General features: G+C 64.9%; 27 protein-coding genes. 11 read left to right on the forward strand and 16 right to left on the reverse strand.

Features of this window, described 5'->3' with window-relative positions; translation table 11 throughout:
* From KEC45_RS16040 to sucC, 3 genes are all read right to left on the reverse strand, one after another.
* On the reverse strand, positions 1-933 hold the full coding sequence (locus KEC45_RS16040) for an electron transfer flavoprotein subunit alpha/FixB family protein (protein WP_062176645.1): 933 nt from the start codon (positions 931-933) through the stop codon (positions 1-3).
* Between the two features lie 112 nt (positions 934-1045).
* Positions 1046-1795 (reverse strand): electron transfer flavoprotein subunit beta/FixA family protein, encoded by a 750-nt coding sequence (locus KEC45_RS16045; RefSeq protein WP_062176642.1) that lies wholly within the window; start codon positions 1793-1795, stop codon positions 1046-1048.
* 234 nt (positions 1796-2029) lie between these two features.
* Positions 2030-3235, reverse strand: a complete 1206-nt coding sequence (gene sucC, locus KEC45_RS16050) for an ADP-forming succinate--CoA ligase subunit beta (protein ID WP_062176639.1) — start codon at positions 3233-3235, stop codon at positions 2030-2032.
* Between the two features lie 209 nt (positions 3236-3444).
* Here sucC and KEC45_RS21895 point away from each other — a divergent pair, with 209 nt between their 5' ends.
* The gene (locus tag KEC45_RS21895) at positions 3445-4575 is read left to right on the forward strand and encodes a M23 family metallopeptidase (RefSeq protein WP_083435618.1); all 1131 of its coding nucleotides are present in this window, start codon (positions 3445-3447) and stop codon (positions 4573-4575) included.
* Between the two features lie 3 nt (positions 4576-4578).
* Here KEC45_RS21895 and KEC45_RS16060 read toward each other — a convergent pair whose 3' ends face one another.
* The 6 genes from KEC45_RS16060 to KEC45_RS16085 form a co-directional block, all read right to left on the reverse strand.
* Positions 4579-4890 carry a hypothetical protein gene (locus KEC45_RS16060; protein WP_062176633.1) on the reverse strand — a complete coding sequence of 104 codons (312 nt, stop codon included), beginning with the start codon at positions 4888-4890 and terminating at the stop codon, positions 4579-4581.
* 5 nt (positions 4891-4895) lie between these two features.
* On the reverse strand, positions 4896-6041 hold the full coding sequence (locus tag KEC45_RS16065; protein ID WP_062176630.1) for a serine hydrolase: 1146 nt from the start codon (positions 6039-6041) through the stop codon (positions 4896-4898).
* A 141-nt stretch (positions 6042-6182) separates the two neighbouring features.
* Positions 6183-6863: a peptide-methionine (S)-S-oxide reductase MsrA gene (gene msrA / locus KEC45_RS16070; protein ID WP_062183351.1), complete on the reverse strand. Its 681-nt coding sequence runs from the start codon at positions 6861-6863 to the stop codon at positions 6183-6185.
* A gap of 352 nt (positions 6864-7215) precedes the next feature.
* Complete coding sequence (locus KEC45_RS16075; RefSeq protein ID WP_062176627.1) at positions 7216-8427, reverse strand: pyridoxal phosphate-dependent aminotransferase; 1212 nt, start codon at positions 8425-8427, stop codon at positions 7216-7218.
* A gap of 129 nt (positions 8428-8556) precedes the next feature.
* Positions 8557-10389 (reverse strand): aminodeoxychorismate synthase component I, encoded by a 1833-nt coding sequence (gene pabB, locus KEC45_RS16080; protein WP_062176623.1) that lies wholly within the window; start codon positions 10387-10389, stop codon positions 8557-8559.
* Positions 10390-10427: 38 nt separating this feature from the next.
* Positions 10428-10964 carry a hypothetical protein gene (locus KEC45_RS16085; protein ID WP_062176619.1) on the reverse strand — a complete coding sequence of 179 codons (537 nt, stop codon included), beginning with the start codon at positions 10962-10964 and terminating at the stop codon, positions 10428-10430.
* Positions 10965-11099: 135 nt separating this feature from the next.
* Here KEC45_RS16085 and KEC45_RS16090 point away from each other — a divergent pair, with 135 nt between their 5' ends.
* Positions 11100-12770: an AMP-binding protein gene (locus KEC45_RS16090; protein WP_062176616.1), complete on the forward strand. Its 1671-nt coding sequence runs from the start codon at positions 11100-11102 to the stop codon at positions 12768-12770.
* Positions 12771-12778: 8 nt separating this feature from the next.
* Here KEC45_RS16090 and KEC45_RS16095 read toward each other — a convergent pair whose 3' ends face one another.
* A complete protein-coding gene (locus KEC45_RS16095) occupies positions 12779-13330 on the reverse strand; it encodes a glycosyltransferase (protein WP_252171147.1) in 552 nt (183 codons plus the stop codon).
* Positions 13331-13576: 246 nt separating this feature from the next.
* On the opposite strand from KEC45_RS16095, the gene KEC45_RS16100 reads away from it, so the two are divergent.
* The 7 genes from KEC45_RS16100 to KEC45_RS16130 all read left to right on the forward strand — a co-directional run bounded on the left by KEC45_RS16100 (position 13577) and on the right by KEC45_RS16130 (position 19323).
* Positions 13577-13978: a hypothetical protein gene (locus KEC45_RS16100; protein ID WP_152682258.1), complete on the forward strand. Its 402-nt coding sequence runs from the start codon at positions 13577-13579 to the stop codon at positions 13976-13978.
* A 61-nt stretch (positions 13979-14039) separates the two neighbouring features.
* Positions 14040-14474 (forward strand): MerC domain-containing protein, encoded by a 435-nt coding sequence (locus KEC45_RS16105; protein WP_083435616.1) that lies wholly within the window; start codon positions 14040-14042, stop codon positions 14472-14474.
* 103 nt (positions 14475-14577) lie between these two features.
* The gene (locus tag KEC45_RS16110) at positions 14578-15042 is read left to right on the forward strand and encodes a Fur family transcriptional regulator (protein WP_062176607.1); all 465 of its coding nucleotides are present in this window, start codon (positions 14578-14580) and stop codon (positions 15040-15042) included.
* A gap of 152 nt (positions 15043-15194) precedes the next feature.
* Positions 15195-16718, forward strand: coding sequence for a fumarate hydratase (locus tag KEC45_RS16115; protein WP_062176604.1), 1524 nt, complete (start codon positions 15195-15197; stop codon positions 16716-16718).
* A 19-nt stretch (positions 16719-16737) separates the two neighbouring features.
* Positions 16738-17229 (forward strand): hypothetical protein, encoded by a 492-nt coding sequence (locus KEC45_RS16120; RefSeq protein ID WP_062176601.1) that lies wholly within the window; start codon positions 16738-16740, stop codon positions 17227-17229.
* Between the two features lie 92 nt (positions 17230-17321).
* Positions 17322-18857, forward strand: coding sequence for a M20/M25/M40 family metallo-hydrolase (locus KEC45_RS16125; RefSeq protein ID WP_062176598.1), 1536 nt, complete (start codon positions 17322-17324; stop codon positions 18855-18857).
* A 10-nt stretch (positions 18858-18867) separates the two neighbouring features.
* Positions 18868-19323, forward strand: a complete 456-nt coding sequence (locus KEC45_RS16130; protein WP_062176595.1) for a VOC family protein — start codon at positions 18868-18870, stop codon at positions 19321-19323.
* Here the strand turns inward: KEC45_RS16130 and KEC45_RS16135 are convergent.
* The gene (locus tag KEC45_RS16135; RefSeq protein ID WP_238586531.1) at positions 19320-20501 is read right to left on the reverse strand and encodes a YdiY family protein; all 1182 of its coding nucleotides are present in this window, start codon (positions 20499-20501) and stop codon (positions 19320-19322) included. The genes KEC45_RS16130 and KEC45_RS16135 overlap by 4 nt on opposite strands.
* Positions 20502-20633: 132 nt before the next feature.
* Between KEC45_RS16135 and KEC45_RS16140 the strand changes: the two genes are divergently transcribed.
* Positions 20634-20909 carry a hypothetical protein gene (locus tag KEC45_RS16140; protein WP_062176593.1) on the forward strand — a complete coding sequence of 92 codons (276 nt, stop codon included), beginning with the start codon at positions 20634-20636 and terminating at the stop codon, positions 20907-20909.
* A gap of 7 nt (positions 20910-20916) precedes the next feature.
* Here the strand turns inward: KEC45_RS16140 and KEC45_RS16145 are convergent, their stop codons facing one another.
* The 3 genes from KEC45_RS16145 to KEC45_RS16155 form a co-directional block, all read right to left on the reverse strand.
* Positions 20917-21852: a TraB/GumN family protein gene (locus tag KEC45_RS16145; RefSeq protein WP_238586530.1), complete on the reverse strand. Its 936-nt coding sequence runs from the start codon at positions 21850-21852 to the stop codon at positions 20917-20919.
* Positions 21852-22991: an MBL fold metallo-hydrolase gene (locus tag KEC45_RS16150; RefSeq protein ID WP_062176590.1), complete on the reverse strand. Its 1140-nt coding sequence runs from the start codon at positions 22989-22991 to the stop codon at positions 21852-21854. The genes KEC45_RS16145 and KEC45_RS16150 overlap by 1 nt, the downstream gene beginning before the upstream one ends.
* Before the next feature lie 122 nt (positions 22992-23113).
* Positions 23114-23746 carry a DUF1013 domain-containing protein gene (locus tag KEC45_RS16155; protein ID WP_062183339.1) on the reverse strand — a complete coding sequence of 211 codons (633 nt, stop codon included), beginning with the start codon at positions 23744-23746 and terminating at the stop codon, positions 23114-23116.
* Positions 23747-24017: 271 nt separating this feature from the next.
* Here KEC45_RS16155 and KEC45_RS16160 point away from each other — a divergent pair, with 271 nt between their 5' ends.
* Entirely contained in the window at positions 24018-24374 is a 357-nt protein-coding gene (locus tag KEC45_RS16160) for a hypothetical protein (protein ID WP_062176588.1), read from the forward strand.
* 31 nt (positions 24375-24405) lie between these two features.
* Here KEC45_RS16160 and KEC45_RS16165 read toward each other — a convergent pair whose 3' ends face one another.
* Positions 24406-24972: a hypothetical protein gene (locus KEC45_RS16165; protein ID WP_062176585.1), complete on the reverse strand. Its 567-nt coding sequence runs from the start codon at positions 24970-24972 to the stop codon at positions 24406-24408.
* A 74-nt stretch (positions 24973-25046) separates the two neighbouring features.
* The gene (locus KEC45_RS16170) at positions 25047-26027 is read right to left on the reverse strand and encodes an NAD(P)H-quinone oxidoreductase (RefSeq protein WP_062176582.1); all 981 of its coding nucleotides are present in this window, start codon (positions 26025-26027) and stop codon (positions 25047-25049) included.
* Between the last annotated feature and the right edge of the window lie 63 nt (positions 26028-26090).

The following is a 26090-nucleotide window of genomic DNA, read 5'->3' on the forward strand; positions in this document are numbered from 1 at the left end:
TCAGATCTTGGCCGTCAGGTCCGGAACGGCGTTGAACAGATCGGCGACCAGGCCGAAGTCGGCGATCTGGAAGATCGGGGCGTCTTCGTCCTTGTTGATCGCGACGATCGTCTTCGAATCCTTCATGCCGGCGAGATGCTGGATCGCGCCCGAGATGCCGATTGCGAAATAGACCTGCGGCGCGACGATCTTGCCGGTCTGGCCGACCTGATAGTCGTTGGGGACATAGCCCGCATCGACCGCGGCGCGCGAAGCACCGAGCGCGGCGCCGAGCTTGTCGGCAAGCGGGACGATCACTTCCTGGTATTTCTCGCTCGAACCGAGCGCGCGGCCACCCGAGACGATGATCTTCGCCGAGGTCAGTTCGGGGCGATCCTGCTTGGCGATTTCGGCGCCGACGAAGCTCGAGATACCGGCGTCGCTGCCGCTACCGACGACGGCTTCGACCGTACCCGAACCACCCGAGGTTGCGGCCTTGTCGAACGCGGTGCCGCGAACGGTGAGGACCAGCTTCGCATCCGACGATTCGACGGTCGCGATCGCGTTGCCGGCATAGATCGGGCGCGTGAAGGTCTTCGGACCCTCGACCGACAGGATTTCCGAAATCTGCATCACGTCGAGCAGCGCGGCGACGCGCGGCGCGACATTCTTGCCGGTGGTCGTCGCGGGCGCGAGGAACGCGTCATGCGATGCCATCAGTTCGGCGACGAGCGGCGCGATGTTTTCGGGCAGATTGTGACCGAAAGCGGCGTTGTCAGCGACATGCACCTTGCCGACGCCGGCGATCTGCGCGGCTTCCTTGGCAACCGCGTCGACGCCCGAACCGGCGACGAGCAGGTGAACTTCGCCAAGCTTCGATGCGGCCGTGACCACCGCGAGCGTGGCGTCCTTGACGGCCTTGCCGTCATGTTCGACCCAAACCAGAGTTTTCATAAGTTTGTTCCTTCAACCCTTCCCGTTCGCATCGAGCGAAGTCGAGATGCCTCTCGATCTTGCGCTGTCCGATGGGTGTCTCGACTTCGCTCGACACGAACGGGGGTAGAAATCAGCTATGGACGCCAATCGCTTTCAGCTTGGCAACCAGTTCATCGACATCGGCGACCTTGACGCCGGCCGAGCGCACGGGCGGTTCCGAAACCTTGACCGTCTTCACGCGCGGCGCGGTGTCGACGCCGTAATCGGCGGGGGTCTTGGTATCGAGCGGCTTCGACTTGGCCTTCATGATGTTCGGCAGCGACGCATAGCGCGGCTCGTTCAGACGAAGGTCGGTGGTGACGATTGCGGGAAGCTTGAGCTTCACCGTTTCAAGGCCGCCGTCGACTTCGCGCGTCACGCTGACATGATCGCCTTCGACGTTCACGGCGCTGGCGAAGGTGCCCTGCGCCCAGCCGGTGAGGGCTGCGAGCATCTGGCCGGTCTGGTTGTTGTCGCCGTCAATCGCCTGCTTGCCGAGGATCACGAGACCCGGCTGTTCGGCATCGGCAATCGCCTTGAAGATCTTGGCGAGCGCGAGCGGTTCGACTTCGTCGTCGGTCTGGACGAGGATCGCGCGGTCGGCGCCCATCGCGAGCGCAGTGCGGAGCGTTTCCTGCGCCTTTGCGGGGCCAACGGAAACCGCGACGATCTCGGTCGCGACGCCCTTTTCCTTCAGGCGGATCGCTTCTTCGACACCGATCTCGTCGAACGGGTTCATCGACATTTTGACATTGGCCAGGTCAACGCCGGTGCCGTCGGATTTGACCCGCGGCTTCACGTTGTAATCGAGCACCCGTTTAACGGGGACGAGGATTTTCATAGCTTCGACAGCTCCTCTCGAAAAATTGTGCACTGCGCCATAATTGGCGTTTACGTAAACGTCAACCAGCAGTCCCTTCGTTCCTCTCCCCTTGGGGGAGAGGATAGGGAGACTTGGTCCGCAAGGACCTAGTCGGACTTGGTGAGGGTACGGACGTTGCCGCCCTCACCGCTGCGACCAGGCAGCAAGCTGCCAAGTCTCGCTGCCTCTCCCCTCAGGAGAGAGGCAATTACCTTAAGCCGCGCGAACTTCGGCGACGATCTTCTTTGCTGCGTCGCCGAGATCATTTGCCGCAACGATCGGCAGACCCGAATTGGCGAGGATGTCCTTGCCCTGCTGGACGTTCGTGCCTTCGAGGCGGACGACGAGCGGCACCGACAGATTCACTTCCTTCGCCGCGGCGACGATGCCGTCGGCGATGATGTCGCACTTCATGATGCCGCCAAAGATGTTGACGAGGATGCCCTTTACGGCGGGATCCTTCAGAATGATCTTGAACGCCGCGGTGACCTTTTCCTTCGAAGCGCCGCCACCGACGTCGAGGAAGTTCGCGGGAAATTCGCCGTTGAGCTTGATGATGTCCATCGTCGACATCGCAAGGCCGGCGCCATTGACCATGCAGCCGATGTTGCCGTCGAGCTTGATGTAGGCAAGGTCATATTCCGACGCTTCGACTTCGGCCGGATCTTCTTCGGTGAGGTCGCGCAGCTCGGCGAGGTCCTTGTGGCGGAACATCGCATTGCCGTCGAATGCCACCTTGGCGTCGAGGACGAGCAGTTCGTCGCCGTTCGCGCCTTCGCAGACGGCCAGCGGGTTGATTTCGATCTGTTCGGCATCGGTGCCGAGGAATGCGGCATAAAGGCCTGCAAGAACCTTCGCGGCCTGCTTGGCGAGGTCACCGGACAGCCCCAGTGCTGCGGCAACGCTGCGGCCATGATGCGGCTGCAGGCCCGTCGCGGGGTCGATGGTGATCGTGTGGATCTTTTCCGGCGTGTCGTGCGCGACGGTTTCAATGTCCATGCCGCCTTCGGTCGACGCAACGACCGCGACCCGGCTCGAACCGCGATCGACGAGCAAAGCGAGATAGAATTCCTGCTTAATGTCGGCACCGTCGGTGATGTAGAGACGGTTGACCTGCTTGCCGGCTTCACCGGTCTGAATCGTCACCAGCGTGTTGCCGAGCATGTCCTTGGCGTGCGCTTCGACCTCTTCGATCGTCTTGGCGAGGCGGACACCGCCCTTCGCGTCGGGGCCCAGTTCCTTGAACTTGCCCTTGCCGCGGCCACCGGCGTGGATCTGCGATTTCACGACATAGAGCGGCCCGGGGAGCTGCTTTGCCGCGGCGACGGCTTCCTCGACGCTCATCGCGGCGATGCCCTTGGGGACAGCGACGCCAAATTTCGCGAGCAGTTCTTTCGCCTGATATTCGTGGATGTTCATGAGGTCTGCCGGGCCTTTCGACTCTGGAGCGGGGAGAAGTTTGGCGCCGCATAAGCACAAGTTCGCGCGCAACGCTACCCCCGGGGTCCCCAGATATTCTTGTCCGCGGCAAAGGCTTTCAGCCAATCGGTCCGTCTTCGGGATGACGGCCCCGACCCAAGCTGATAATCGGGCGGCGCCGGGGATCAGGATGAGGGGAGCCGTGGAAGATGCAGATAAAAGTTCCGGTTTTGGCGTTTCTGGCGCTTGTCTGCCCCGCTGCGGCGACGGCGCAGACCAATCAGGCGCTCGACATCCGGGTCGTCGAGGCGCCCGATCTTGTCCGGATCGGCACCGCCGACCAGCTCATCTACGAACTGCATCTTACCAATTTTGCCAGCCTGCCGCTGCGGCTGGACCGGCTTGTCGTGAAGGCGGGCAGCACGGGAACACCGCTCAAAACCTATGACGGTGACGAACTGGCGAAAGCGATCGGGCTCGTCGGCCCGGCCGAGGCCGATGCGCGGATTGTTCCGCCGGGGCGCCGAGCCGTCCTTTACATTAACGCCCCCGTCACCGCCGGCCTGCCGCGCGGCGCCATTTCGCACGAACTGACGCTCGGCAAGGTCGGCGCCGATGGCGCCAGCTTCACGATTTCGGGCGGCACGGCATCATTGGCCTCGGCACCCCTCCCCCGCCTGTCGCCGCCGCTGCGTGGTGGGCCGTGGGTCGCGGTCTATGATCCCGGCATGGAGCGCGGCCACCGGCGGGTCTTCTACGCCACCGAGGGAACGGCGACCTTGCCTGGCCGCTTCGCGATCGATTTCATGAAGGTCGACACGGGCGGCAAGCTGTCGGCGGGCGACGCCAATGTTCCCGCGAACCATTATGGCTTCGGTGCCGCGGTGCTCGCGGTCGCCGACGGCACGGTCGTCGGGGTGCGCGACGACGTGCCCGATCCGGCGGCGGTCAAGGGCCGTGCGAACCCCACTATCGCCGATGCGAGCGGCAATTATCTCATGCTCGATATCGGCGGCGGGCGCATCGCGACCTATGAGCATCTGAAGCAGGGCGCACCGGTCAAGGTGGGAGATCGAGTCAAGGCGGGGCAAGTCGTCGGCTTTCTCGGCTTCACCGGACAGGCGAGCGCGCCGCACCTGCATTTTCATCTCGCCGACCGCGCGTCGATCCTCGGCGCCGAGGGCCAGCCCTATCTCTTTGCCTCGCTCACGCGGCTGGGACAATATGGGGCGATCGGCGATTTTTTCCGCGGCGAGACATGGCCGCCTACCGACCGCTCCGAAACAGTGCGTGACAGTTTTCCGCCGCCGAACCTCGTCGTCCGCTTTCCGGGCGACTGAGACCTAGCGCAGCGCGCAGAGCGCCGCCGAGCTGGTCGAGACGGTCAGGATTTCCGGATCCTTGAGCGCGCGGACCTTGTGGAAGAACTGATCGAGCGTCAGGTCGGTGACGCGCTTGTCCTTGAGGCTGCCGAGCGCCGACAGGCGGCGGAGCTGGAGCAGCGACAGCCGGTCGACCATGCGCTCGGCCATGCACGCCGACATCGCTTTCGACAGGCCGGCGTTGTTGAGGCCGGTGCGCAGCCGCGTCTCGGGCGTCGCACAGCCCGCGAGCGCGAGCGACAGCAGCGCCAGCGGCAGGACAGCAAATTTCATCGGGATTACCTTCCGTGATATTCGGCGACCGCCGACGAGACCGACTGCATCAGCGCCATGCGCGCGGGGATGCCCGCGGTCGTGCTGCCCATCATCACGACGATCGCATAGCGGGTGCCGTCGGGCGCCGTCGCGATGCCGATATCGTTGTATCCGGCGGTCATGCCGCCCAGATTCTGTCCGGTGCCGGTCTTGTGCATGAACTGCCAGCCCGGCGGCAGCCCGGCCTTGAGGCGCCGGGGCCCGCTCTTCGTCCGGCTCATCACGCCTTGCAGATATTCGGTCGATTCGGGCGAAAGCAACGTGCCGCGCGCAAGCCGCGTCAGGGCGCTCGCGATCGCCGCGGGGCTGGCGCCATCGACTGGATTTGCGAGATAATTGTTCATCGCGGTCTGACGCGCTGCGGCGGGCAGCGCCGCACGCGCGCTCTCGAAATTGCGGCCTACCGAATAGCTCTGCTGCCAGGTCAGTCCGGCTGTCCCCGCCTGGAGCATTCGTTCGCCGGGGCCAAAGCGAATCGAACCCAGATCCTTTTTCGCGATGAAGCTACGCACGGCACTGGGACCGCCGACGGTGCGCAGCAAGCTGTCATTCGCAAGATTGTCGCTGTGGGTGATCGCGGTCTCGATCAGGTCACGGACACTCATCGTAACCGAACCCTCAGCCCGCACGCGTGCCGCGAGCGGCTGGTGAAAGACCACCAAATCCTCGGGCCCGATGCGGACGCGCTGGTCCATCTTGATGCGCCCCTGATCGACCGCGTCGAGCACGGTCAGCGTCACCCAAAGCTTGGACACGCTTTGCTGCGGGAACAGGTCGCCGCCCCGCTGCGCCAGCGCCCATTCGCCGTCGATGCGCTGGACCGCGATGCCGGTCTTGCCGGGAAAGGCTTTCCACAATTCAAAGATGCGGTCCTGAAGACCGGCGGGCGCGCGGCGAAATCCGGGATCGGCTGGCCCGGCGGGGCGCGGCATGGTCGATCGCACCGGCTGGCCGATCGGCACGGTGACGGCACCAGAGGGACTACGCACCGCCGTTTGCGGCTGCGTTCGCGGCTGCGGCACGATCGCGGCGCTGCTGACGCAGCCTGCGAGCACCGCTGCGCCCATCGACGTGGCGAGGAGCGGCCTGCCGGAAAAGCTGAACTTCATTCTAACCCCGCACTTGCGACTACTTTATATATACCCGACCCCTCTCGGGCATTTTCCTCGTCTCGCAGGCGTCCGGGGCGGGCCAGCGATTTGCGGTGAATGATTCTTCTACCGCGACCAATGGCGGGAACCCGGCAGATTTCAGGGAGCAGGCCGGGCGCGTACCATGTCAGGATAGAGTCGCTTGAGCGCCGCAAGCTTGGGCGCGTCCCAGCGCAGGATATAGCCGTTCGATGGATTGCGGCGCATGAAATCCTGATGGTTCGCCTCGGCGGGGTAGAAGCGTTTATAGGCCTCGACCGGCACGACGATCGGCTTGGCAAAATATTTCCCGCCGCCGATCTGCGCCAGATAGGCGGTGGCGACCTGGCGCTGCGCGGCGTCGAGCGGAACGATCGCCGCGCGATATTGCGAGCCTGTATCGGGACCCTGACGATTTTTCAGCGTGGGGTCGGCGACGACCGAAAAGAGAATGCGAAGCAGACTGCCATAGCTGACCTGCGACGGGTCATAGACGATGCGCACCGCCTCGGCATGGCCCGACTTGCCGTCGTGGGTGAGTTCGTATCGGGCGGTCGCGGCGCTGCCGCCATGATAGCCCGATTCGACCGAAATCACGCCTTTGACGTTGGAAAAGACGCCCTCGACGCCCCAGAAACACCCGCCCGCAAGCACCGCGGTTGCGCGCTTGGAATTGACGACGGGATCGACGAGTGCGGCGGGCAGTTTTACGGCGCTTTCGGCCTGCGCCGGGGCGCATTGCGCGACGATCGCGCCTGCGACCAGCGCCGTGACGGCGCGAAGCGACAGGCTGCGTCGCAGCGGCGTCACGCGGGGATCGGAAGCGCCGGCTGATTGAGGACGATGTAGGTCGCGCCAATCGCGAAACCTGCGAGCATGGTCAGAAACCAGTCGGAGCGAAGCATGGAGAGCATATGGGCCTCTTTTTTTCATATCTGTCAGTTCGCGGCCGAGACCGCATTGGTTACACCGACGATATGGAGCGCCCCGACCAGCCGTGCAGTGATGGCAGTCACCCTTAAAGGAAATGACTTACCATCCGGTGAACCGGGCGGTTAACCGCCGTTCAGGTTCAAATAGGCTCCGCAATCGGGATTACAAGACCGATCGGTACAAAATAATCTTGCGCAGATTATTTTGTACCGAAAACATGTCAGCTGAGCGCGGCGCACGCCTGCTGGATGCGCACGCATGCTTCCTTCAGCACCGCTTCCGACGTCGCATAGGAAACGCGAAACGCGGGCGACAGGCCAAAGGCGCCGCCGTGCACCGCTGCAACCTTGGCGCTGTCGAGGAAATAGTCGATCAGCGCCTCGTCGCTGTCGATCAGCTTGCCGTCGGGGGTCTTCTTGCCGATGCAGCCCGACGCGTCGGGATAGACATAGAAAGCGCCGTCGGGGACGGGACAGTTGAGGCCGGGCGCGTCGTTGAGCATCGCGACGACCATGTCGCGGCGCTTGCGGAATGCGGCGTTGCGATCGTCGAGGAACTGCTGCGGCCCGCCGAGCGCGGCGGCAGCGGCCGCCTGCGCGATCGAACAGGGGTTCGACGTCGACTGCGACTGCAGCTTGCCCATCGCCTTGATGATCCATGCGGGACCGCCGGCATAGCCGATGCGCCAGCCGGTCATCGCATAGGCTTTCGAACAGCCATTCACCGTCAGGATGCGGTCGATGAGGTCAGGGCAGCGCTGCGCGATCGTCGAGAATTCGAAATCGGCGTACCAGACATGCTCGTACATGTCGTCGGTCATCACCATCACATGCGGGTGACGGCGGATCACCTCGCCGATCGCGTCGAGTTCTTCGCCCGAATAGGCGGCGCCCGACGGGTTCGACGGCGAGTTGAACATCACCCAGCGCGTCTTCGGCGTGATCGCGGCGTCGAGCTGCGCCGGCGTGATCTTGTAATTCTGCGCCGCGGTCCCCTCGATGATCACCGGCGTGCCGCCCGCGAAGGCGACGATGTCGGGATAGCTCACCCAATAGGGCGCGGGGATGATCACCTCGTCGCCCGGATCGACGGTCGCGACCAGCGCATTGAACAGCGTGTGCTTGCCGCCGACATTGACCGAAATCTGGTCGAGCCCGAATTCGAGCCCGTTGTCGCGGCGGAACTTGCCGCGGATCGCTTCCTTCAGCGCCACCGTCCCGTCGACCAGCGTATATTTGGTCTGGCCGTTCCGGATCGCCTCGATCGCCGCTTCCTTGACGAAGTCGGGCGTGTCGAAATCGGGCTCGCCCGCCGAAAGGCCGATGACGTCGACGCCCGCGGCTTTCAGCGCCGAAACGCGCGCGGTCATCGCGAGCGTCGCCGACGGCTGGATGCGGTTGAGGGCGGCGGAGACATGGGGCTTCAGCGACATGACGATATCTTCCGTGGCTTGCGCGGTCGGGCTGCAAAATGACAGGAAATTGCGCGGGGCCGCGCCTAGAGCCTCTGATCGATATTCGCAAGCGCGCTGGTAGATAATTTACCTATGCGGGCGCGCAGGTCAGCCTATCGAGGATGCCGCAGCGTCCGCCAGCCGTGCCGGGATCAATCCGCGCAGCGAATTTCCGATAAAGAATCCGCTCTCCAGATCGGCGAGGCGCAGGTGCGATTCGACCGCGCGCCCCTTGTCGATCAGTTCGGCGCGCAGCACGCCAGGAAGCAGCCCGAGCGCGAGCGGCGGGGTGAGCAATTGGCCGCCGCGCTCGACGAAGATATTGCTCCAGCTCCCCTCGGTGACGAACCCGGGCTCGTCGATGAAGACGACTTCGGCGGCGCCGCTTTCCCGCCGCGCGCTGTCATAGGCGGCGCGCAGGCTGGTCTTGTGCGTCAGGCGGAAGTCGTCCGCAGCCATCGGCGCCGGGCATATCGCGACGGGCACCGGCAGTTCGGCAAGCCGCGGCAGCGGCGACACCTCGATCGCGAGCGCGCCCGACGGCGCAAGCCGCATCCGCACGCGCGCGGCATTGCGCAGGCGAAAAGTCGCCGATTGCAGGCTGTTACGCGCACCGTGGCGATCGAACACAAAGCCCAGCGCCGCGGCGCTCGCCTTCATCCGCGCCAGATGCCCCTCAAGCCGCTGAACACCATCCACCGGATCGAAAAACATCGTTTCGATAAGGTCGAAACTTTCCCCGGCTGCGCCCACAAATTCCCCCTTGGCCAGACATTCGCGCCATTCTTCAGCCGGTTCGCTGTCGGCGACGATTCCGGAGCCCAGTCCCAGCGTGGCGCAAGGCGGATTATCGCGCAAGCCGCTTTGCGGTAACACCAAAGTCCTGATCGCGACATTGAACGCCGCGTCGCCCCCCGCTTCGATGAAGCCGATCGATCCCGTATAGACGCCGCGCGGCTCCGCCTCGAGCTCGTCGATAATCTCCATCGCGCGGACTTTGGGCGCACCGGTGATCGAACCGCATGGAAAGGCCGCACGCAGCACGTCGACCGCGCCCGCACCGCCGGGCAACCGCGCACTGACGTCCGATACGAGTTGATGGATCGTCGGGAAGCTTTCGACACGGAACAGGTCGGGCACCGCGACCGATCCCGGCAAGGCGACGCGCGACAGGTCGTTGCGGATCAGGTCGACGATCATCAGATTTTCGGCGCGCTGCTTCGGGTCTTCGGCCAGCGCGCGCGCCGCGTCCGCATCGGCCGCGGGATCGGCAAGCCGCGCCGCGGTCCCCTTCATCGGCCGCGCCATGACGTGCCCGTCGCGCAGCGCGAAAAAAAGTTCGGGCGACAGCGACGCGATCGCCCGGTCGCCGGTCCAGATGAAGCCGCCATAGCCCGCGCGCGCCGTCTGCCGCAGCCTCGCATAGATCGCGAGCGGATCGCCGAGCACCGGGACATCGGCACGAAAGGTCAGGTTCGCCTGATAGATATCGCCCGCGCGAATATAGGCGAGGACCCGCTCGACCGCGGCGATATAGTCGGCGCGCGCCACCCGCGGCGCCACTGCGCCGACCCACGCCGACGCCGGATCGGGGAGCCGCGCCGAAACCTCATCGGCTTCGATCCGCTCCACGCCGCGAAACAGCCCGAACCATCCCAGCGGCGCGTCGCCCGCGCCGCCTTCCGCCGCGCCGCGCCATGCGGGCGCCAACCCCCTGCCGGCTTCATAGGCAAGATATCCGGCCGCGTGCAGCCCGCGCGCCTGCGCCGCTTCGAGCGCCGTCAGAAGCGCCGGGACCTCGGCCGCCGTTGCGGCGGACAGGATATCGACCGGATCGACGAACAGCCGCGCCGCCGCCGCGCCGTGCACCCGCGCATCGTCGAGCAGCACAAAGGGCGGGCAGTCGGTCCCCAAAGCCGGAATCGCGTTGTCGTCCGCCATCACTATCTCACATGGGGCCGATCACGCGACCGCCGCGTTCAGCGGTCGCGCTTCATGCGGATCGCGCGGCCGCCCTCGATCGTGGCAAAATAGCTGCCCATCGTCGCAACCCGGATCTTGGCCTTCTGCCCCGTCTTGGGCTGTCGCGGCAAATGGGTGGTATCGATCTGTATCCACACCGAATCATCCTCCATGCCGAGGATATATTTGCCCGACCGGTCGGTGCTGACCGTGCGGATCGTCGTTTCGATTTCCTTGATCGCATCCTCCTCGCCGCCAAAAATGCCGCCGAGCTTGGGGAAGGAAAAGCCGAACAGCCCGCGCCGCGTCTCCTTTGCGGTTTCCTTGTCGGTAAAGACGATCTCGCGCGCCTGATCGGCCGCCGACAGTTCGCCGACCTCGCGGTCGAAACAGGCGAGCCGCGCCGTCGGATCGGCAATGTCGCGGCAAGCATAAAGTTCGCGGATCTGCGTCGGCGGCACCGCGGGCGACTTGTCCTTCGCGACCACCGGAACGGCGGCGGTGCCGGCGAGAATGACGAGCGCCACAGCGACGCGCGATGACAGTTGCAACATGGCGGAACCCCCTGCGATGACGATGGCCTTGCCTAGCCGCCGCGTCGCGGCGCCGCAAGCGAGCCGGTTGCAAATCGATGCTTACTGACCCTAGTGTAAGGAAACCTTGCAATATTGAGAGGATCCCAGCCCCCGATGGACAGCCGCTTTTCCTGGTCGACCGATTATCGCCACCCCACGGCATGGGATCAGGAGTTTGCGCCGCTGTCGCTGCCCGACATGCTGGCCGCCAGCGTTGCGCGAAAAGGCGATGCGCCGATGCTCGACTTCCTCGGCCGCCAGTTCGGCTATGCCGAGGTTGCGACCGGCGTCGCGCGCGTCGCGCGCGGCCTGCAACAGCGCGGCATCGGCAAGGGCAGCCGCGTCGGCCTGTTCCTCCCCAACGTCCCGCATTATGTCGCGGCCTATTATGGCGCGCTCGCCGCCGGGGCGACGGTGGTCAATTTCTCGCCGCTCTATACGGTCGCCGAACTGGAGGCGCAGGTCGAGGATTCGGGCACCGAGACGCTGTTCACGATCAGCGCGGCGGCGCTGCTCCCCACCGCACTCAAGGTGCTCGACGGATCCAGCCTCAAGCAGCTCGTCGTCGGGTCGGTCGCCGGCGGATTGCCGTCCGCCAAATCCATCCTCTATCGCCTGTTCAAGCGGAGCGAAGTCGCCGCGATGCCCGCGGACCCGCGCGTGATCCGCTTCTCGGCACTCACCGACAATGACGGCAAGCCCGACCCCGTCGCGATCGACGCCGAAAAGGATATCGCGCTGATCCAATATACCGGCGGGACCACCGGCACGCCAAAGGGCGCAAAGCTGACGCACCAGAATCTGACCGCCAACGCGCGGCAGGTGAATGCGATCGATCCCGACCATGATGCCGCCGACCGCATCCTCGGCGTGCTGCCCTTTTTCCACGTCTTCGCGAACACCTGCGTCCTCAACCGCACGATCCTGAACGGCGGCACGATCACCATGCTCCCGCGTTTCGATGCGAAGCAGGCGCTGGAGGCAATCACGCGGACAAAGACGACCGCGCTCCCCGGCGTGCCGACGATGTATCAGGCGCTGCTCGACCATCCCGACCTCGCAAAGACCGACTTCTCTTCGCTGCGCATCTGCATTTCGGGCGGCGCGCCGATGCCCGCCGAGCTGCGCGAGAAATTCGTCGCGGCGACCGGCGCGTCGCTTGTCGAAGGCTATGGCCTTACCGAAAGTTCGGGCGTGGTCGCGACCAACCCTTATGAAGGCCCCGTCCAGCCCGGCACCATCGGCCAGCCGATTCCCGCGACGCATATCCGCCTGCTCGACAAGGAAGACCCGTCGAAGGACGCGCCCGATGGCGAGCCTGGGGAACTTGCGGTGAAGGGGCCGCAGATCATGCAGGGTTATTGGAACCGCGCCGAAGCAGACAAGGACAGCTTCACCGACGACGGCTGGCTGCGGACCGGCGACGTCGCGGTGGTCGAGGCCGACGGCTATATCCGCATCGTCGACCGGTTGAAGGACATGATCGCGGTCGGCGGGTTCAAAGTGTATCCAAGCGTGATCGAGGCCCATCTCCACGAACATCCGGCGGTGAAGGAAGCGATCGTGCTCGGCGTTCCCGATTCCTATCGGGGCGAGGCGCCCAAGGCGTTCGTCACGCTGGAGGACGGTTTCCAGGTCAGCGGTGAAGCACTGGCCGCATGGCTCAATCCCCAACTCGGCAAGCACGAACGGGTGATCGCTGTCGAGGTGCGACTGAACCTGCCCAAGACGATGATCGGCAAGCTGGACAGGAAGGCGTTGCGCGCGGAGGAGAGCGCGGCCTGACCGCAGCCTTACCCCGTCAAAGCGCCGATGTGGCTCTCGATCGCGTTTCCTATGCGATAGGGAGCGGCCCTTTCCTGCAGGAATGCACGGTCGCCGGCATGACTGCCCGCACTTTCACAAATGGCCGCGGCCAGTGAGCCGGAATCCCGGGGCGGCACCACTTTGCAGCCCGGCATATTGCCCAGCATTTCAACGGCGCTTGGGAAACAGTCCGTCGAAATGACCGGACAACCCGCGGCCAACGCCTCCAGGACCACGGCGGGCAGTCCTTCGTAATCCGACGATAGCAACAGACAATGTGCTCCGCTCAAATACTCAGTGATATTGGGCCGATAACCAAGGAAATCCACCGATCCGGCAATGCCCAATGCTTCCGCCTGCGCCACCAACTGATCGCGCAGCGGACCCTCCCCGGCTATTTGCAACCGGGCGCTCGCCAAATTCGCCTGCGCCCATGCGTCCAGCATCAACGACAGGTTTTTCTGGTGATGCAGACGCCCTATGGCCAGAAAGGTACGTCTTGTGGTTGCCGCCTCACGCTTCGCGCACAAATCGACCATAGCGTCGGTAACATAAGGATTTTGTACGACCCTTATGTTGCCCGACAGGTCCGGGTACAGCTCGGTAAGCCGCAGCGCCTCGCCCTGCGAAAGAGCAAGAATATGCGAGCATCGGCCAAGGACAAGGCGATAGAGGGCTTTTGCACGTTGAGCAGCACGGTTTCAAAGCGCTGAGCAAAACCGTTGGCCAGATGGACGGCAACACGGTCGGTGCCGCCCGTCGCAAGGCTATGGGTGACGACAAGGATGCGCATCACCCTGCACGCCTATAGTTTCCCCGGCCTTTTCGGCGGGCACAATCAACCGCGCCAGCGAATATGCGTCCAGCTTCCCGCCTCTTCAACGTCCGCAACACCTTCTACAGTTACAACTATCAAAGACGCACTCGGACAGACAGCCACCACGCCTGCATGGAGAAAGGATGCGAATGGGATTGAGCTGATGATGAAAACCGCGCTTTTGATCGGCGATCTATTGAAGAGAGATTGCTACAAAACTGCGTCGTTATCGACGCAATCCATCACCGGGACATGGCCGCCGCCGCTGACGTCGATCGATCGTGACGCACGACAAAGCGAAAAGGGAAAGCGATCAAGTCCGGAGGAGCGCCGCGGCGGCGACGCGCTGAACGACAATCGGACAATGTAATATTGTAACCTAGGTCATGTTATGCCATATCAGAGGCCATAGTCGTTGAACGGAGAATCGGGTGACCCATGTCGCCAGCCATGCCCCTGCACTGACGCGTCTCGGCGCGCTGATTCGGGCTGCGCGCGATTCGCGTCCGCTGACGTCACTCAGCGGCGACCAGCTCGCGATGGGCCTGTCGGGCCTGTGCCTGGTCCACTGCCTTGCAACGACGATCTTTTTCGCCTCGATCGCTTCGGTCGGCGGGGTGTTTCTCGAAAACCATCTGTTCCACGAGATCGGGCTGATCGTCGCGATCGGCTTTGCGCTGATCACGCTCGTTTCGGGCGTGCTGAGCCATGGTTATATGATGCCGTTCGCGGTCGGCAGCTTCGGGCTCGGCATGATGGCGGGCGCGCTGTCGCGGCCGCACGACGGCAGCGAAGTTCTCGCGACGATGATCGGCGTCGCGGTCGTTGCGCTCGGTCACGACCTCAACCGCCGCGCGCGGCACTGACGGCTCACCGATACGGGCCGGTCCGCCGCTTGCGGGGGACGGGCAAACAGCCTACATTGGGACGATAGTTAGCGCGGGATTTCCCACGCATGAGGAAACGCCAATGGGCAAGCATGATCATCCGCACGTCGAGGCCAGCGGCGCCTCGCTCGCCAAGGCGGCGCAGACCGCGCTCGAAGGCGCGGGCGAAGCATGGACCGATATGCGCGCCGAGATTTTCGACGCCGTCGCCGAAATCGGCAAACCCGCCAGCGCCTATGAAATTGCCGACATCGTATCGCAAAAGCGCGGCAAGCGCGTCGCGCCGAACAGCGTCTATCGCATCCTCGATCTGTTCGTTGCGAACAACCTCGTCCGCCGCGTCGAAAGCGCCAATGCCTTTGTCGCGAACAGCCACCCAGGCTGCCTCCACGACTGCATCTTCCTGATCTGCGACACGTGCGGCAGCGCGGTGCATGTCGACAATGACAAGATTTCGGGCGGCGTCCGCGCCGCAGCCGAAGCGACGGGCTTTGCCGCCGAACGCCCGGTGATCGAAGTGCGCGGCAAATGCGCCGAGTGCCAATAGGCTAAGCGAACACTTTCTGCAGGAGGGTCTGCGCGGCGCCCATGCGTGGGCGCGGCGCGTCTTTGGCCGCCCCGGCGCCTGACGCCCCTTTTCACTCCGGCCGTGCAGGTCTAGGGAAACCGCGAATCCCCAAAAAGGGCGAAAGGCTGCACATGAACACCGTGATCATCCGCGAAGACGATCTGATCGAAACGATCGCCGACGCGCTCCAGTACATCAGCTATTTCCATCCGATGGATTATATCCGCGCGCTGGGCGCCGCCTATGAACGCGAAGTGTCGCCTGCCGCGAAGGACGCGATGGCGCAGATCCTGTCGAACAGCCGCATGTGCGCCGAGGGCCACCGCCCGATCTGCCAGGACACCGGCATCGTCACCGTCTTCATCAAATGGGGCATGGACTGCCGCCTCGACAGCCCGCGCAGCCTGCAGCAGGTCGTCGATGAAGGCGTCCGCAAGGCGTATCTCCACCCCGACAACAAGCTTCGCGCCTCGATCCTCGCCGATCCGGCGTTCAGCCGCGTCAACACCAAGGACAACACGCCCTCGGTGCTCAACGTCGAAATGGTGCCCGGCGCCAAGGTTCACATCGACGTCGCCGCGAAGGGCGGCGGCAGCGAGAATAAGTCGAAGTTCAAGATGATGAACCCCAGCGACAGCATCGTCGACTGGGTGCTCGAAATGGTCCCGCAGATGGGCGCCGGCTGGTGCCCGCCGGGCATGCTCGGCATCGGCATCGGCGGCACCGCCGAAAAGGCAATGCTGCTCGCCAAACAATCGCTGATGGACCCGATCGACATGACCGAGCTGCTCGCGCGCGGTCCGTCGAACCCGACCGAAGAATTGCGCATCGAGCTGTATGAAAAGGTCAACGCGCTCGGCATCGGCGCGCAGGGCTTGGGCGGACTCGCGACCGTGCTCGACATCAAGATCGCCGACTGGCCGACGCATGCCGCGTCAAAGCCCGTCGCGATGATCCCGAACTGCGCCGCGACGCGCCACGCACACGTCACCCTCGACGGCAGCGGCCCGGCCTTCCTCGAACCGCCGGTACTCGCCGACTACCCTCAGATCGACTGGGCGCCCGACAAGGCCGCAATCCGCGTCGACCTCGACAATCTGACCCCCGAAGTCGTCGCAAGCTGGAAGCAGGGCGACCGCCTGCTCCTCAACGGCAAGATGCTCACCGGCCGCGACGCGGCGCACAAGCGCATCGCCGACATGCTGGCGAAGGGCGAAAAACTGCCCGTCGAGTTCAAGGGCCGCGTCATCTATTATGTCGGGCCGGTCGATCCCGTCGGCGAAGAAATCGTCGGCCCCGCCGGCCCGACGACCGCGACGCGCATGGACAAGTTCATGGACATGATGCTCGATCAGGGCCTGCTCGCCTGCGTCGGCAAGGCCGAACGCGGCCCCTCCGCGACCAACGCGATCGCCAAGCACAAGAGCGCCTATATGATGGCGGTCGGCGGCGCGGCATATCTGGTCGCCCGCGCGATCAAGGGCAGCAAGGTCGTCGGCTTCGCCGACCTTGGTATGGAGGCGATCTACGAATTCGAAGTGAGCGACTTCCCCGTCACCGTCGCGGTCGACAGCGAAGGCCAGAATGTCCACGTCAACGCGCCAAAGCTATGGCAAAAGCGGATCGCGGACGAGGGGTTGCTGGAGAAGGCGTAAACGGCGGGAGGGCGAAACGATGTCGATCCACGACCCCATCGACCTCTACGCCCCCCATTCGCCCGAGCAGATCGCGCGCACGCTCAAGCGGATCATGGACGACCCGATGCCGGGCGCGAAGGCGCGTGTGTTCGGCAAGGGAAGCGAGCGCGAGATGACGCTGCGCTATCGCCAGCGCGACACGCGCACCAACATGGAACCGGTGCTCGACGCGGTGATGGAATCGTACAAGGGCGGCACGCGGATCACCGGCACGTTCGGCGCGCCGGCCGGGGCGCGCTATTTCCCCTATATATGGGTCGGCTTCCTGTCGCTGTTCGTGATCGGCGGGGTGCTCGCCTTTCTCTACATCCCCGGCGCCGGCCTGTTCGCGACGATCTTCGCAGGCATTCCGCTGCTGATGATCTTTGCCGGGCTCGCCGCCTTTCGCGCACAGCCCGACCCGGCCGAGGACAAGGCCAAGATTCTCGCCTTCCTCGCCCGCGAAATCGACGCGCGTCCGCTGACGTAACGGCCGGGTAACAGTAAGTCGCCGACACGCGCTTGCGTTTCTCCGCGGGATCGGCACACTGGTTCGTATACGAAGCAGGCAGGGGACGCATGATGGATTTTCGTGAGCTTAACCGACTGAACCGCCGCGACATGCTGCGCGGTACCGCGATGCTCGGGGCGGGCGCCGCCTTCATGCAGCCCTTGCCGCTCTGGGCGCAGTCGGGGACGATGACGGATATCCGCAAGGCTGCCGAAGCCGGCAAGGATGCCTCGATCAAGCGTATCCGCGACTGGATCGCACTCCCCTCGATCGCCGCCGAAAACCGCAGCATGCCCGAAGGCGCGGCCTATATGGCCGAACTCGCGAAAGACGCGGGCTTCACGAATGTCGAGATCGTACCCACCGACGGCCATCCCGGCGTCTTCGGCACGATCGACGTCGGCGCCAAGCGCACGCTCGGCATCTATTTCATGTACGACGTCAAACAGTTCGACCCCGCCGAATGGTCGTCGCCGCCGCTCGAGGGCAAGATGGTCGAGCGCCCCGGTTTCGGACAGGCGATCATGGGCCGCGGCGCGGTGAATCAGAAGGGGCCCGAGGCAACCTTCCTCGCCGCACTCCACGCGATCCGCGCCGCCGGACGCAAGCTGCCCGTCAACATCGTGCTCGTGTGCGAGGGCGAGGAAGAGATCGGCTCGCCGCATTTCCGCCAGATCGCGACCAAGCCCAACATCCTCGCCGCGCTCAAGAAATGCGAGGGCATTTTCATCCCCTTCGCTTCGCAGGGGAAGACCGGGAATGTCACGGTCAACCTGGGGTCGAAGGGGATCATCGAACTCGAACTGATCGCCAGCGGCGAGAAATGGGGCCGCGGGCCAAAGGGCGACGTGCATTCGAGCCTGAAAGCGATGGTCGATTCGCCCGCGTGGCGGCTGGTGCAGGCGCTCCAGACGCTCGTCACCCCCGATGGCAACAAACCCGCGATCGAGGGCTGGTTCGAAAATGTCCGCCCGCTCACCGACCGCGAGAAAACGCTGATCCGCGAAGCCGCGAAGGCGGGCGACGAAGCGCAGCAGAAAGCGGCGCTCGGCGTCACCCACTGGATCGATAACCTCTCCTACGACGATGCGCTGATCCGCCTCGCGCAGGAGCCGACGGTCAATATCGAGGGGCTGGTTGCGGGCTACACCGGCCCTGGCGGCAAGACGGTCCTGCCCGGCAAGGCGGTCGCGAAGCTCGACCTGCGCCTCGTCCCCAACCAGACGCGCGCCGAGGCCGAAAAGAAGCTGCGCGCGCATCTCGACAAACATGGCTTCACCGATGTCGAGGTGAATGTCTCGGGCGGCTATGACCCGACCGAGGTCGCCGAGGACAGCCGTCTCGTCCGCTCGGAACTCGCGACTTACAAGAAGCTGGGGATCGAAACGAGCATCAACCCGCGGATGGCGGGAAGCTGGCCGGGCTCGACCTTCACGTCGCCGCCGGTATCGATTCCCGCAGCGCATTTCGGCATCGGCCACGGGTCGGGCGCGCATGCCCCCGACGAATATTTCCTCATCGATTCGACAAATCCCAAGGTCGCCGGTCTTGTCGACGCGACGATGGGCTTCGCCGAATTCCTCTACGTGCTGGCAGCGATCAAATAGGGAGCGGCAAATGAGCGGCCTCAACGGCGTCGCGCACGTCATCCTGACCGCGGGCGATTTCGCGCGCTCGACCGCCTTCTGGCGCGCGATGATCGCCCATCTGGAGTTGAAGGTCGTTCTGGATAGCGAGCATATGCTCTATGGCGTCGGCGGCCGCACCGCGATCGGCATCCGTACCGGCAGCCTAGAAAACGCCGGAAAGCGCTTCGATCAGGGGGCGCCCGGCCTGCACCACGCCTGCTTCCGGATGCGCGACCGCGCGGCGGTCGACGCGGTGCATGGCTTCCTCGCGCGCCGCGACGATATCCGCATCGTCCACGAACCGCAGGAAGAACCCTGGGCGCCCGGCTATTATTCGGTGCTGTTCGAGGATCCCGACGGCATTCGTATCGAATTCAATCATGTCCCCGGCGTCGGCCTGCTTGCCGAAGGCGAGCAGATCGGCGCCGCGAACGCGTTCGATTAAAAGCCGTACACCAAAGTAAAGCGCGTCTGGGTGTCGACGCTTTCGATCCCCGGCGGCGGGCTCGTGTCGATCTGCGCCGAATAGGCAATCCGCGCCGACAGCGCGCCGGTCAGCTTGGCGCTGAGCGCGGTCTGCGAACTGGTCGACCCGTTAGCTTCGCCGATGATCGTCGATGCGACCTGCGTCAGCCGCAGCGTCGGCGATATCTGCCAGCCGAAATCGAGCCCCGCGAGCGCGGTCAGTTCGGTGTCCTCTTCGCCGCTGACGAAATCGGTCTGGCGGAACGCCGGTCCGCCTTTCAGGCTGAGCGTCATCTTCTTGTTGTCGATCACCTTGTAACCGAGCCCGCCCGACAGGTTCCAGCGCGTGTCATATCCAAGGATGCGATCATGTTCCCAGCGGCCGAGGCCGTAGGCAAAGGTGCGGTCGTTGATCCGATATTGCGGTTCCACCTCGGCCAGATAGCGTTCGACCGACGTCTGGCCATTGGTGCGCTGATAGTCGGCCTGCGCGCGCATCTTGTGCGTCCAGTCGATCCCCTTGCGCGCCAGCGCTAGGCCGGCGCTCAGCCCGACGGATTCGGTGTTGCCGCTGCTCTGCGACGCGCCGATCTGCCCTTCGCCCTTCCAGTTCTGCCAGAATTTCGCGGCCGCCAGTTTCGCGCGTTCGGCCGCCGCCACCTCGTCGCGCAGCCGCTTGCGTTCGGCGCGATAGGCGAGCAGCCGTTCCTCGATCTCCGCCGCATTCTCGGGATTGGTTTCCTTCGCGAGCTTGCCGACCGCCTCGACATCGGCATCCTTCGCGCTCGCCATCGCGGCCGCCAGCATATTGCCTATCGGGTCGGGCGGCGTCTCCGGCGGATGCCCGCTGCGATAATAAGCGAGCAGCGCGTCGATCTCGCCGATATTGGCGGGATTGGTCCGCCGGGCGAATTTTGCCACCGCCTCGACATCGTCATTGTCGCCGCTCGCGAAGGCGGCGTCGATCATCGCGCGCACCGCAACGGGCAGATCGGGATCGAGCGGCACGAGCGCGGTCGGGATCGGATTGCCCAGCACCGGATCGACGAGCAACGGGTTCGGCTGAAGCGACTCTTCGGGATCCTGCATCGCGTGCGCCGACGGAATGGCGAGAGCAAATGGCAGGCAAAGCGCGGCCAGTCGGGGGAGAGCTGTCACCGAAGACGTCCTTCTCTGGGGGCAGAAGCCGGGTTCGTTCGATCGTTCGCGCGGGGCCGGTACGCGAACGGTGCGCCCCTATAACCCGAATGTTGCTGGCATTTCCACCCCGCGTCCCCCATCTGCAAACCTATGCTCATCGCGCTCATCGCCATTTTCTGTGCCGGGGTCGGCAATTTCGCGATGCATCGCGCCTTCATGGAAAGCGACGATCCGCTGATCCAGCAGATGGTGAAGCCGCTCGCGGACAAGGTCGGGCCGAACATCACCTACGTCTTCGAATTCCTGCTGCTCGTCGGCGCGATGGCGATCGCGACGCGAAACTGGTTCACCGCGCTGATGCTCTATGGCCTCTACACCATCTTCAACGCGATGGCGTTCAGTTGGATCATGCAAAGACCGCGATAAGTCGCGCCTACCAGGCGGGGCCGGTGATCGGCAGCCCCTGCGCCTTCAGCAGGTCGAGCACCCCGCCGTCTTCGGCAAGGATGCGCAGCGGAACGACCGCAAGCGTCACGCCGGGTTGCGCGGTCGCCTCGCGGATCGCACCGACCCAGGTCTGACGCAGTTCGGGGCCGAAGCCGTCGTTGGTCCACGGCCAGCAGCGCCCGAGTGCCTCTTCGAGCGGGCTCGCCATCACCGCGGGAACATCGAACTCGGTCCATGCGCGCCCGCGCTCCATCACGATATCGCCGCCCGCTTCCGTCGCCGCCATCGCGGCTTCCAGGCATGGGATGTGCGTTTCGGGCGCTGCGGCGAACAGATTGTCGAGCATGTCCTCGCCGCGCACCTCGCCGACGGGGCGGGTTGGAATCTTCGACTGCCGCGCCGCCTTGCGCACGACGTCGGAGGCGTCGTCGGCGCTGTCCTTGTTGAAGGAAAGCCGCTTCGACAAAAGGTCGAACGCCGTCATCAGGAAATTCGAGCGCGCATAATCCTGATCGAACCGCGTTTCGAGCGCACGAAGCCGCTTGAGCTGATCGGCGGTCAGATAGTCGGCGGCGACGCGCCCCTTCGGTAATTTGGTGAGCCCGCCGCCCTTGAAGATCAGCCGCAAGATGTCGCCCGGCGACACTTTCGCCTTGGTGCCTAGGATGACGCGCTGCGCCCGGTCGGTCGCGCCTTCCAGCCGTTCGGGGCGCCAGGGCGTGGCTTTCGGAACCGCCGCGATCTCGCCGACGAGGATGACGACGCCGGCGCGCGTCTCGATCGTCCACATCGGCGCGCCCGATCGGCGTGCGGTGACGACGATCTCTTCATTGGCCTCGTCGGTGGCCGCCGGCTCGTTTGCCCAAAGGGGAACGGGCATCGCGACGATCGCGACGCCCAACCAGAAACCGGACCCGCGCATCACGCTACCCCGTGATACCACCACACGCCGTCGCGGTCTTCGCGCTTCACGCGACCCTCGACTTCAAGCCGCTTCAGATGCGCGAGCGCCTCGCCCGTCGCCAGCCCCTGATTATGCTCGCCGATCGGGCGGTTGAAGAGCAGGGGAAAGCTGTCGACCGCGCGCATCGGCGACTTCGCCGCCGCTTCGGCCAGATTATAGAGCCGCATCCGGTGCTCGTCGCGCAGCGCCATCAGGCGGACGTGCAGCCCCTTGAACGGCTCGCCATGCGCGGGACAGGTAACGACATCGGCAGGCACCGTGGCGAGCAATTTGTCGATCGACGCGAGCCACTCGCCCAGGGGATCGGCGTCGGGTTCGGTGATGTTGACCGACACGTTCGAACTGATCCGCGGCAGCACCTGATCGCCCGAGACGAGCACGCCCTCTTTCTCGTTCCACAGGCACGCATGTTCGGGGCTATGCCCCGACCCGGTGACGACGCGCCAGCGATGCACGCCCATGTCGAGCGTCTCGCCGTCCGCGATCCGCACATAGGATCGCGGCAGCGTGAAGATCATGCGCTGGAACATGTTCCAGCCGCGGCTGCGCTGCGTCTCGATCGCGGCCTCGTCCCACCCTGCGGCGCGCGACTGGGTGAGCACCTCGTCGGGCGCGGTATCGGAAGAATCGGCGACGATCGCGCGCGCGGTGAGCATCTCGCCGCGTGTCATCCACAGCTTCACATCCTGCTTCTTCGCGATCCAGCCCGCGAGGCCGATATGGTCGGGGTGCAGGTGCGTGCCGATGACGCGCGTGATGCGCTTGTCCTTCAGCGCCCCGGCATAAAGCGCCTTCCACGCATCGGAGCACATGGTCAGGCAGATGCCGGTATCGACGACGGCTACGCCGCCCTCCTCCCCATTGGCATCGTCGTCGAGAAGCCAGCTGTTGATATGGCCCAGCGACCCCGGCATCGGGATGCGTGCCCAACTGATCCCGTTCGCGATGCGGATCGTCTCGCCCGCGCCGGGCGCAGCCTCGCCCCATGGATAGGTGAGGCCCGCGTGACTGGTCGCGGTAAAGCTGTCGTCCTGGGTCAGCGAGGCATCCGGCGAACCGCTGGCCGCCGGAATATTATCCTCGTCACCTTGACCCATCTCAACCTCCCGTTGTCATTGCGAGGAGCGAAGCGACGCGGCAATCCATGATTGCGTAAACCGCACTGGATTGCTTCGCTTCGCTCGCAATGACGAGCAAGGGGCAGATCGCAACCAAGCCGTCAGGCCTGTTCTTCGCTGGCCTCTTCGGCGGCGCGCGCTTCGTTCGCGGCGGTGCGTTCGGCGCGCAGCTCTTCCAGCAGCGCTTCGCGGTCGCCCTCGAAACGGCTGTCCTCGGGGGCCTTGATGCCCGCCTTCTTCGCCGCCTTGGCGACCAGCGCGTCGAGTTCGCGTTGCGAGCAGAGACCAAGCGTCACCGGATCCTTCGGCACGATGTTCGCGCTGTTCCAGTGGCTGCGGTCGCGGATCGCGCCGATGGTGTTGCGCGTGGTGCCGATCAGCTTGCTGATCGCGCCGTCGGACACTTCGGGGTGGTTCTTCAGAATCCACGCGATGCCGTCGGGCTTGTCCTGGCGCTTGCTGACCGGGGTATAGCGCGGGCCCCGGGTACGACGAATCGTGTCCTGCGCCTGCTTGCTCATCTTCAGCTTGTAATTGGGGTCCTTCTGTCCCTTGTCGATCTCTTCCATCGACAGCTCGTGCGCGCGGACAGGGTCGCGGCCGGTATATTTGGTCGCGGCGGTCTCGTCGGCGATCGCCTGCACTTCCAGGATATGGATGCCGCAATATTCGGCGATCTGCACAAAGGTCAGGCCGGTGTTGTCGACCAGCCAGGCGGCGGTCGCATGCGGCATCAGCGGGGTGGCGTCGGCATTGGCCATGACGAAAAGTCTCCAAGCGGAAATAATAAGGGCCGCCCCTCGCGGGGCGGCCGTTCGGCGGCTGATGTAGACCTGTTTGCCCCATGGGGCAAGCATAAGGGTGAAAAGACCGCCGTTCGCGGGCGCCCCGCCCCTATGCGCAAATATTGTTGCCGCGCGATTTTGCTCAAGCTAATCAGTCTGACAGACACCCGGCCGCGCGGGGACGGCCGGAAACAGCAAGCCATTTGGGGGAAATACGGTCATGAAATATTTCGCAACGGCAGCCGTTCTGGCAGGCGGCCTCGCACTTGCCACCATGTCTGGTGCGACTGCGGCGCCCGCCGCGGCGCCGGCTACGGCAACGGCGGACGGGATCGCCCGCCCCGACGTGCCCGCGATGTCGCGGGCTGAAATCCGTGCCTTCAATGCAAAGCTGCCCCCGAACCATCCCTATTACATCACCTGTCGCCAGTCGTCGGTCACGGGATCGCTGGCCAAGGTGACGCGGGTTTGCCTGACGCGCGAGGATCGCGAGCGGATTGCCCGCGATGCGCAGGACGAGACCCACACCACGATCGACCGGTCGCGCGCCTCGGCCGGCTGCGATCCCTACTGCTAACAAGCTCGGGGCGCGGTAACCGAGCCCGCGCCTACGGACCGCAGCGCCACAGCCCTGCGAAGACGCGCTGCGCGCCGTCGGCGCGGTCGGCGGTCAGCGTCGCGGGGCGCGGCGGCGACTCACCGCCGCCCTGCGCCGGGCCGACCAGCGCGATGCGAAGCTGCAGCCCCTTGCCAAAGAATTTGGTGCCCTTTGCCATCGCATCGAAACCGCCGTTCGCCGACACGGCTTCAATCGTATCGCCGACCTTGACGATCCCGCGCGACGGGTCGGCCGAGGCGACGTCGCCCTGCGCGTGCAGGATCGGCTGCGCGGCTTCGTCGGCGGCAAAGCTGCACGCAAGCTCGCCCTTCAGCTTCGCCCCGCCGACATCGGCTTCGGTCAGCGCCGCCAGTTCGATCGGCGACCCGTCGCCGCCGCGCGTCGGGATATCGACGGGTTTGATCGCGGGAACGGCGGGCTCGGCCGCTTTGCCCGCGGGCACGACGTCGCCGTCATAGGATGCGGTCGGCGCCTTTTCGGTTTCGGCGGGCTGGGAACAGGCTGCAAGGACAAGGGAGAGCGCGGTGGCGGGCAGGAACAGGCTACGCATCTTCATCGGGAGAGATCATCCTCTTTTGATTAGCCCCCCCGGTCGCCTAACCGCCGATCGATACCGAATGTTCCCTCGGCTCATCCCGCCGTCAGCACGATCTTCCCCACATGCTCGCCCGCCTGCATCCGCGCATGCGCGGCGCTTGCCTCGGCAAGCGGGAAGGTCTGGTCCATCGCCGGCTTCCATCGGCCCTCGGCAAGGCGCGGCCAAAGCGTGCGGTGAATCTCGTCGGCGAGCGACGCCTTGAAATCGGCGCTGCGCGCGCGGAGCGTCGAACCCGTCAGCGTCAGCCGGCGGCGCATCACATCGGCGATGTCGAACTCGCCCTTGGCGCCCCGCTGGAAAGCGATCGAGACATGGCGGCCGTCTTCGGCAAGGCAGGCAAGATTGCGCGGCAGATAATCGCCGCCGACCATGTCGAGCACGACGTCGACGCCCCTGCCATTGGTAAAGCCCTTCACCGCCTCGACATAATCCTCCGCCGAATAGTCGACGGCAAGATCGGCGCCGAGAGCGGTCGCCGCGGCGCATTTCTCAGCGCTGCCGCAGGTCACGATGATCCGCACATCGAACAATTTGCAAAGGCCGATCGCGGTCGTGCCGATGCCGCTGGTGCCGCCATGGACCAGCACGGTCTCGCCGTCGCGGACATAGCCGCGCTCGAACAGATTATGCCACACGGTAAAGACGGTTTCGGGCAGCGCCGCCGCCTCTTCCATCGAAAAGCCCTTGGGCACCGGCAGGCAGCTACCGACCGGCGCGGTGCAATATTCGGCATAGCCGCCGCCCGCGATCAGCGCGCACACCGCCTGGCCGAGGAGTTCGGGATCGCCGCCCGGGCCGACCGCGACCACCGTGCCCGCAACCTCCAGCCCGGGAAGGTCCGATGCGCCCGGCGGCGGCGGGTAAAAGCCCATGCGCTGCAACACGTCGGGGCGATTGACCCCTGCGGCGGCGACGCGGATCAGCACTTCGCCGGGTCCGGGCTGCGGTACGGGCCGCGTCTGCGGTTGCAAAACCTCGGGTCCGCCGGGCTCGCTGATGGCGATGGCGGTCATTTCTGCTGGCACGCTCGTCACTTGGTACAATCCCCCACTGGTCCACTCATTCCCGCACCCCTG

The sequence above is a fragment of the Sphingopyxis sp. USTB-05 genome (genome assembly GCF_023822045.1).
Lineage (GTDB): Bacteria > Pseudomonadota > Alphaproteobacteria > Sphingomonadales > Sphingomonadaceae > Sphingopyxis.

Excerpts from the sequence above, each read along its gene's own strand:
- KEC45_RS21895 (WP_083435618.1), top strand. The coding sequence starts at position 3,445 with ATGCAGATAAAAGTTCCGGTTTTGGCGTTTCTGGCGCTTGTCTGCCCC.
- KEC45_RS16095 (WP_252171147.1), bottom strand. The coding sequence starts at position 13,330 with ATGGTCGATTTGTGCGCGAAGCGTGAGGCGGCAACCACAAGACGTACC.
- KEC45_RS16075 (WP_062176627.1), bottom strand. The coding sequence starts at position 8,427 with ATGTCGCTGAAGCCCCATGTCTCCGCCGCCCTCAACCGCATCCAGCCG.
- KEC45_RS16145 (WP_238586530.1), bottom strand. The coding sequence starts at position 21,852 with ATGCGCGGGTCCGGTTTCTGGTTGGGCGTCGCGATCGTCGCGATGCCC.
- KEC45_RS16085 (WP_062176619.1), bottom strand. The coding sequence starts at position 10,964 with ATGTTGCAACTGTCATCGCGCGTCGCTGTGGCGCTCGTCATTCTCGCC.
- KEC45_RS16155 (WP_062183339.1), bottom strand. The coding sequence starts at position 23,746 with ATGCCGCATGCGACCGCCGCCTGGCTGGTCGACAACACCGGCCTGACC.
- KEC45_RS16045 (WP_062176642.1), bottom strand. The coding sequence starts at position 1,795 with ATGAAAATCCTCGTCCCCGTTAAACGGGTGCTCGATTACAACGTGAAG.
- KEC45_RS16090 (WP_062176616.1), top strand. The coding sequence starts at position 11,100 with ATGGACAGCCGCTTTTCCTGGTCGACCGATTATCGCCACCCCACGGCA.
- KEC45_RS16170 (WP_062176582.1), bottom strand. The coding sequence starts at position 26,027 with ATGACCGCCATCGCCATCAGCGAGCCCGGCGGACCCGAGGTTTTGCAA.
- pabB (WP_062176623.1), bottom strand. The coding sequence starts at position 10,389 with ATGGCGGACGACAACGCGATTCCGGCTTTGGGGACCGACTGCCCGCCC.
- KEC45_RS16060 (WP_062176633.1), bottom strand. The coding sequence starts at position 4,890 with ATGAAATTTGCTGTCCTGCCGCTGGCGCTGCTGTCGCTCGCGCTCGCG.
- KEC45_RS16130 (WP_062176595.1), top strand. The coding sequence starts at position 18,868 with ATGAGCGGCCTCAACGGCGTCGCGCACGTCATCCTGACCGCGGGCGAT.
- KEC45_RS16150 (WP_062176590.1), bottom strand. The coding sequence starts at position 22,991 with ATGGGTCAAGGTGACGAGGATAATATTCCGGCGGCCAGCGGTTCGCCG.
- KEC45_RS16125 (WP_062176598.1), top strand. The coding sequence starts at position 17,322 with ATGGATTTTCGTGAGCTTAACCGACTGAACCGCCGCGACATGCTGCGC.
- KEC45_RS16120 (WP_062176601.1), top strand. The coding sequence starts at position 16,738 with ATGTCGATCCACGACCCCATCGACCTCTACGCCCCCCATTCGCCCGAG.
- KEC45_RS16065 (WP_062176630.1), bottom strand. The coding sequence starts at position 6,041 with ATGAAGTTCAGCTTTTCCGGCAGGCCGCTCCTCGCCACGTCGATGGGC.
- KEC45_RS16140 (WP_062176593.1), top strand. The coding sequence starts at position 20,634 with ATGCTCATCGCGCTCATCGCCATTTTCTGTGCCGGGGTCGGCAATTTC.
- KEC45_RS16115 (WP_062176604.1), top strand. The coding sequence starts at position 15,195 with ATGAACACCGTGATCATCCGCGAAGACGATCTGATCGAAACGATCGCC.
- KEC45_RS16165 (WP_062176585.1), bottom strand. The coding sequence starts at position 24,972 with ATGAAGATGCGTAGCCTGTTCCTGCCCGCCACCGCGCTCTCCCTTGTC.
- sucC (WP_062176639.1), bottom strand. The coding sequence starts at position 3,235 with ATGAACATCCACGAATATCAGGCGAAAGAACTGCTCGCGAAATTTGGC.
- KEC45_RS16100 (WP_152682258.1), top strand. The coding sequence starts at position 13,577 with ATGCGCATCACCCTGCACGCCTATAGTTTCCCCGGCCTTTTCGGCGGG.
- KEC45_RS16110 (WP_062176607.1), top strand. The coding sequence starts at position 14,578 with ATGGGCAAGCATGATCATCCGCACGTCGAGGCCAGCGGCGCCTCGCTC.
- KEC45_RS16160 (WP_062176588.1), top strand. The coding sequence starts at position 24,018 with ATGAAATATTTCGCAACGGCAGCCGTTCTGGCAGGCGGCCTCGCACTT.
- KEC45_RS16040 (WP_062176645.1), bottom strand. The coding sequence starts at position 933 with ATGAAAACTCTGGTTTGGGTCGAACATGACGGCAAGGCCGTCAAGGAC.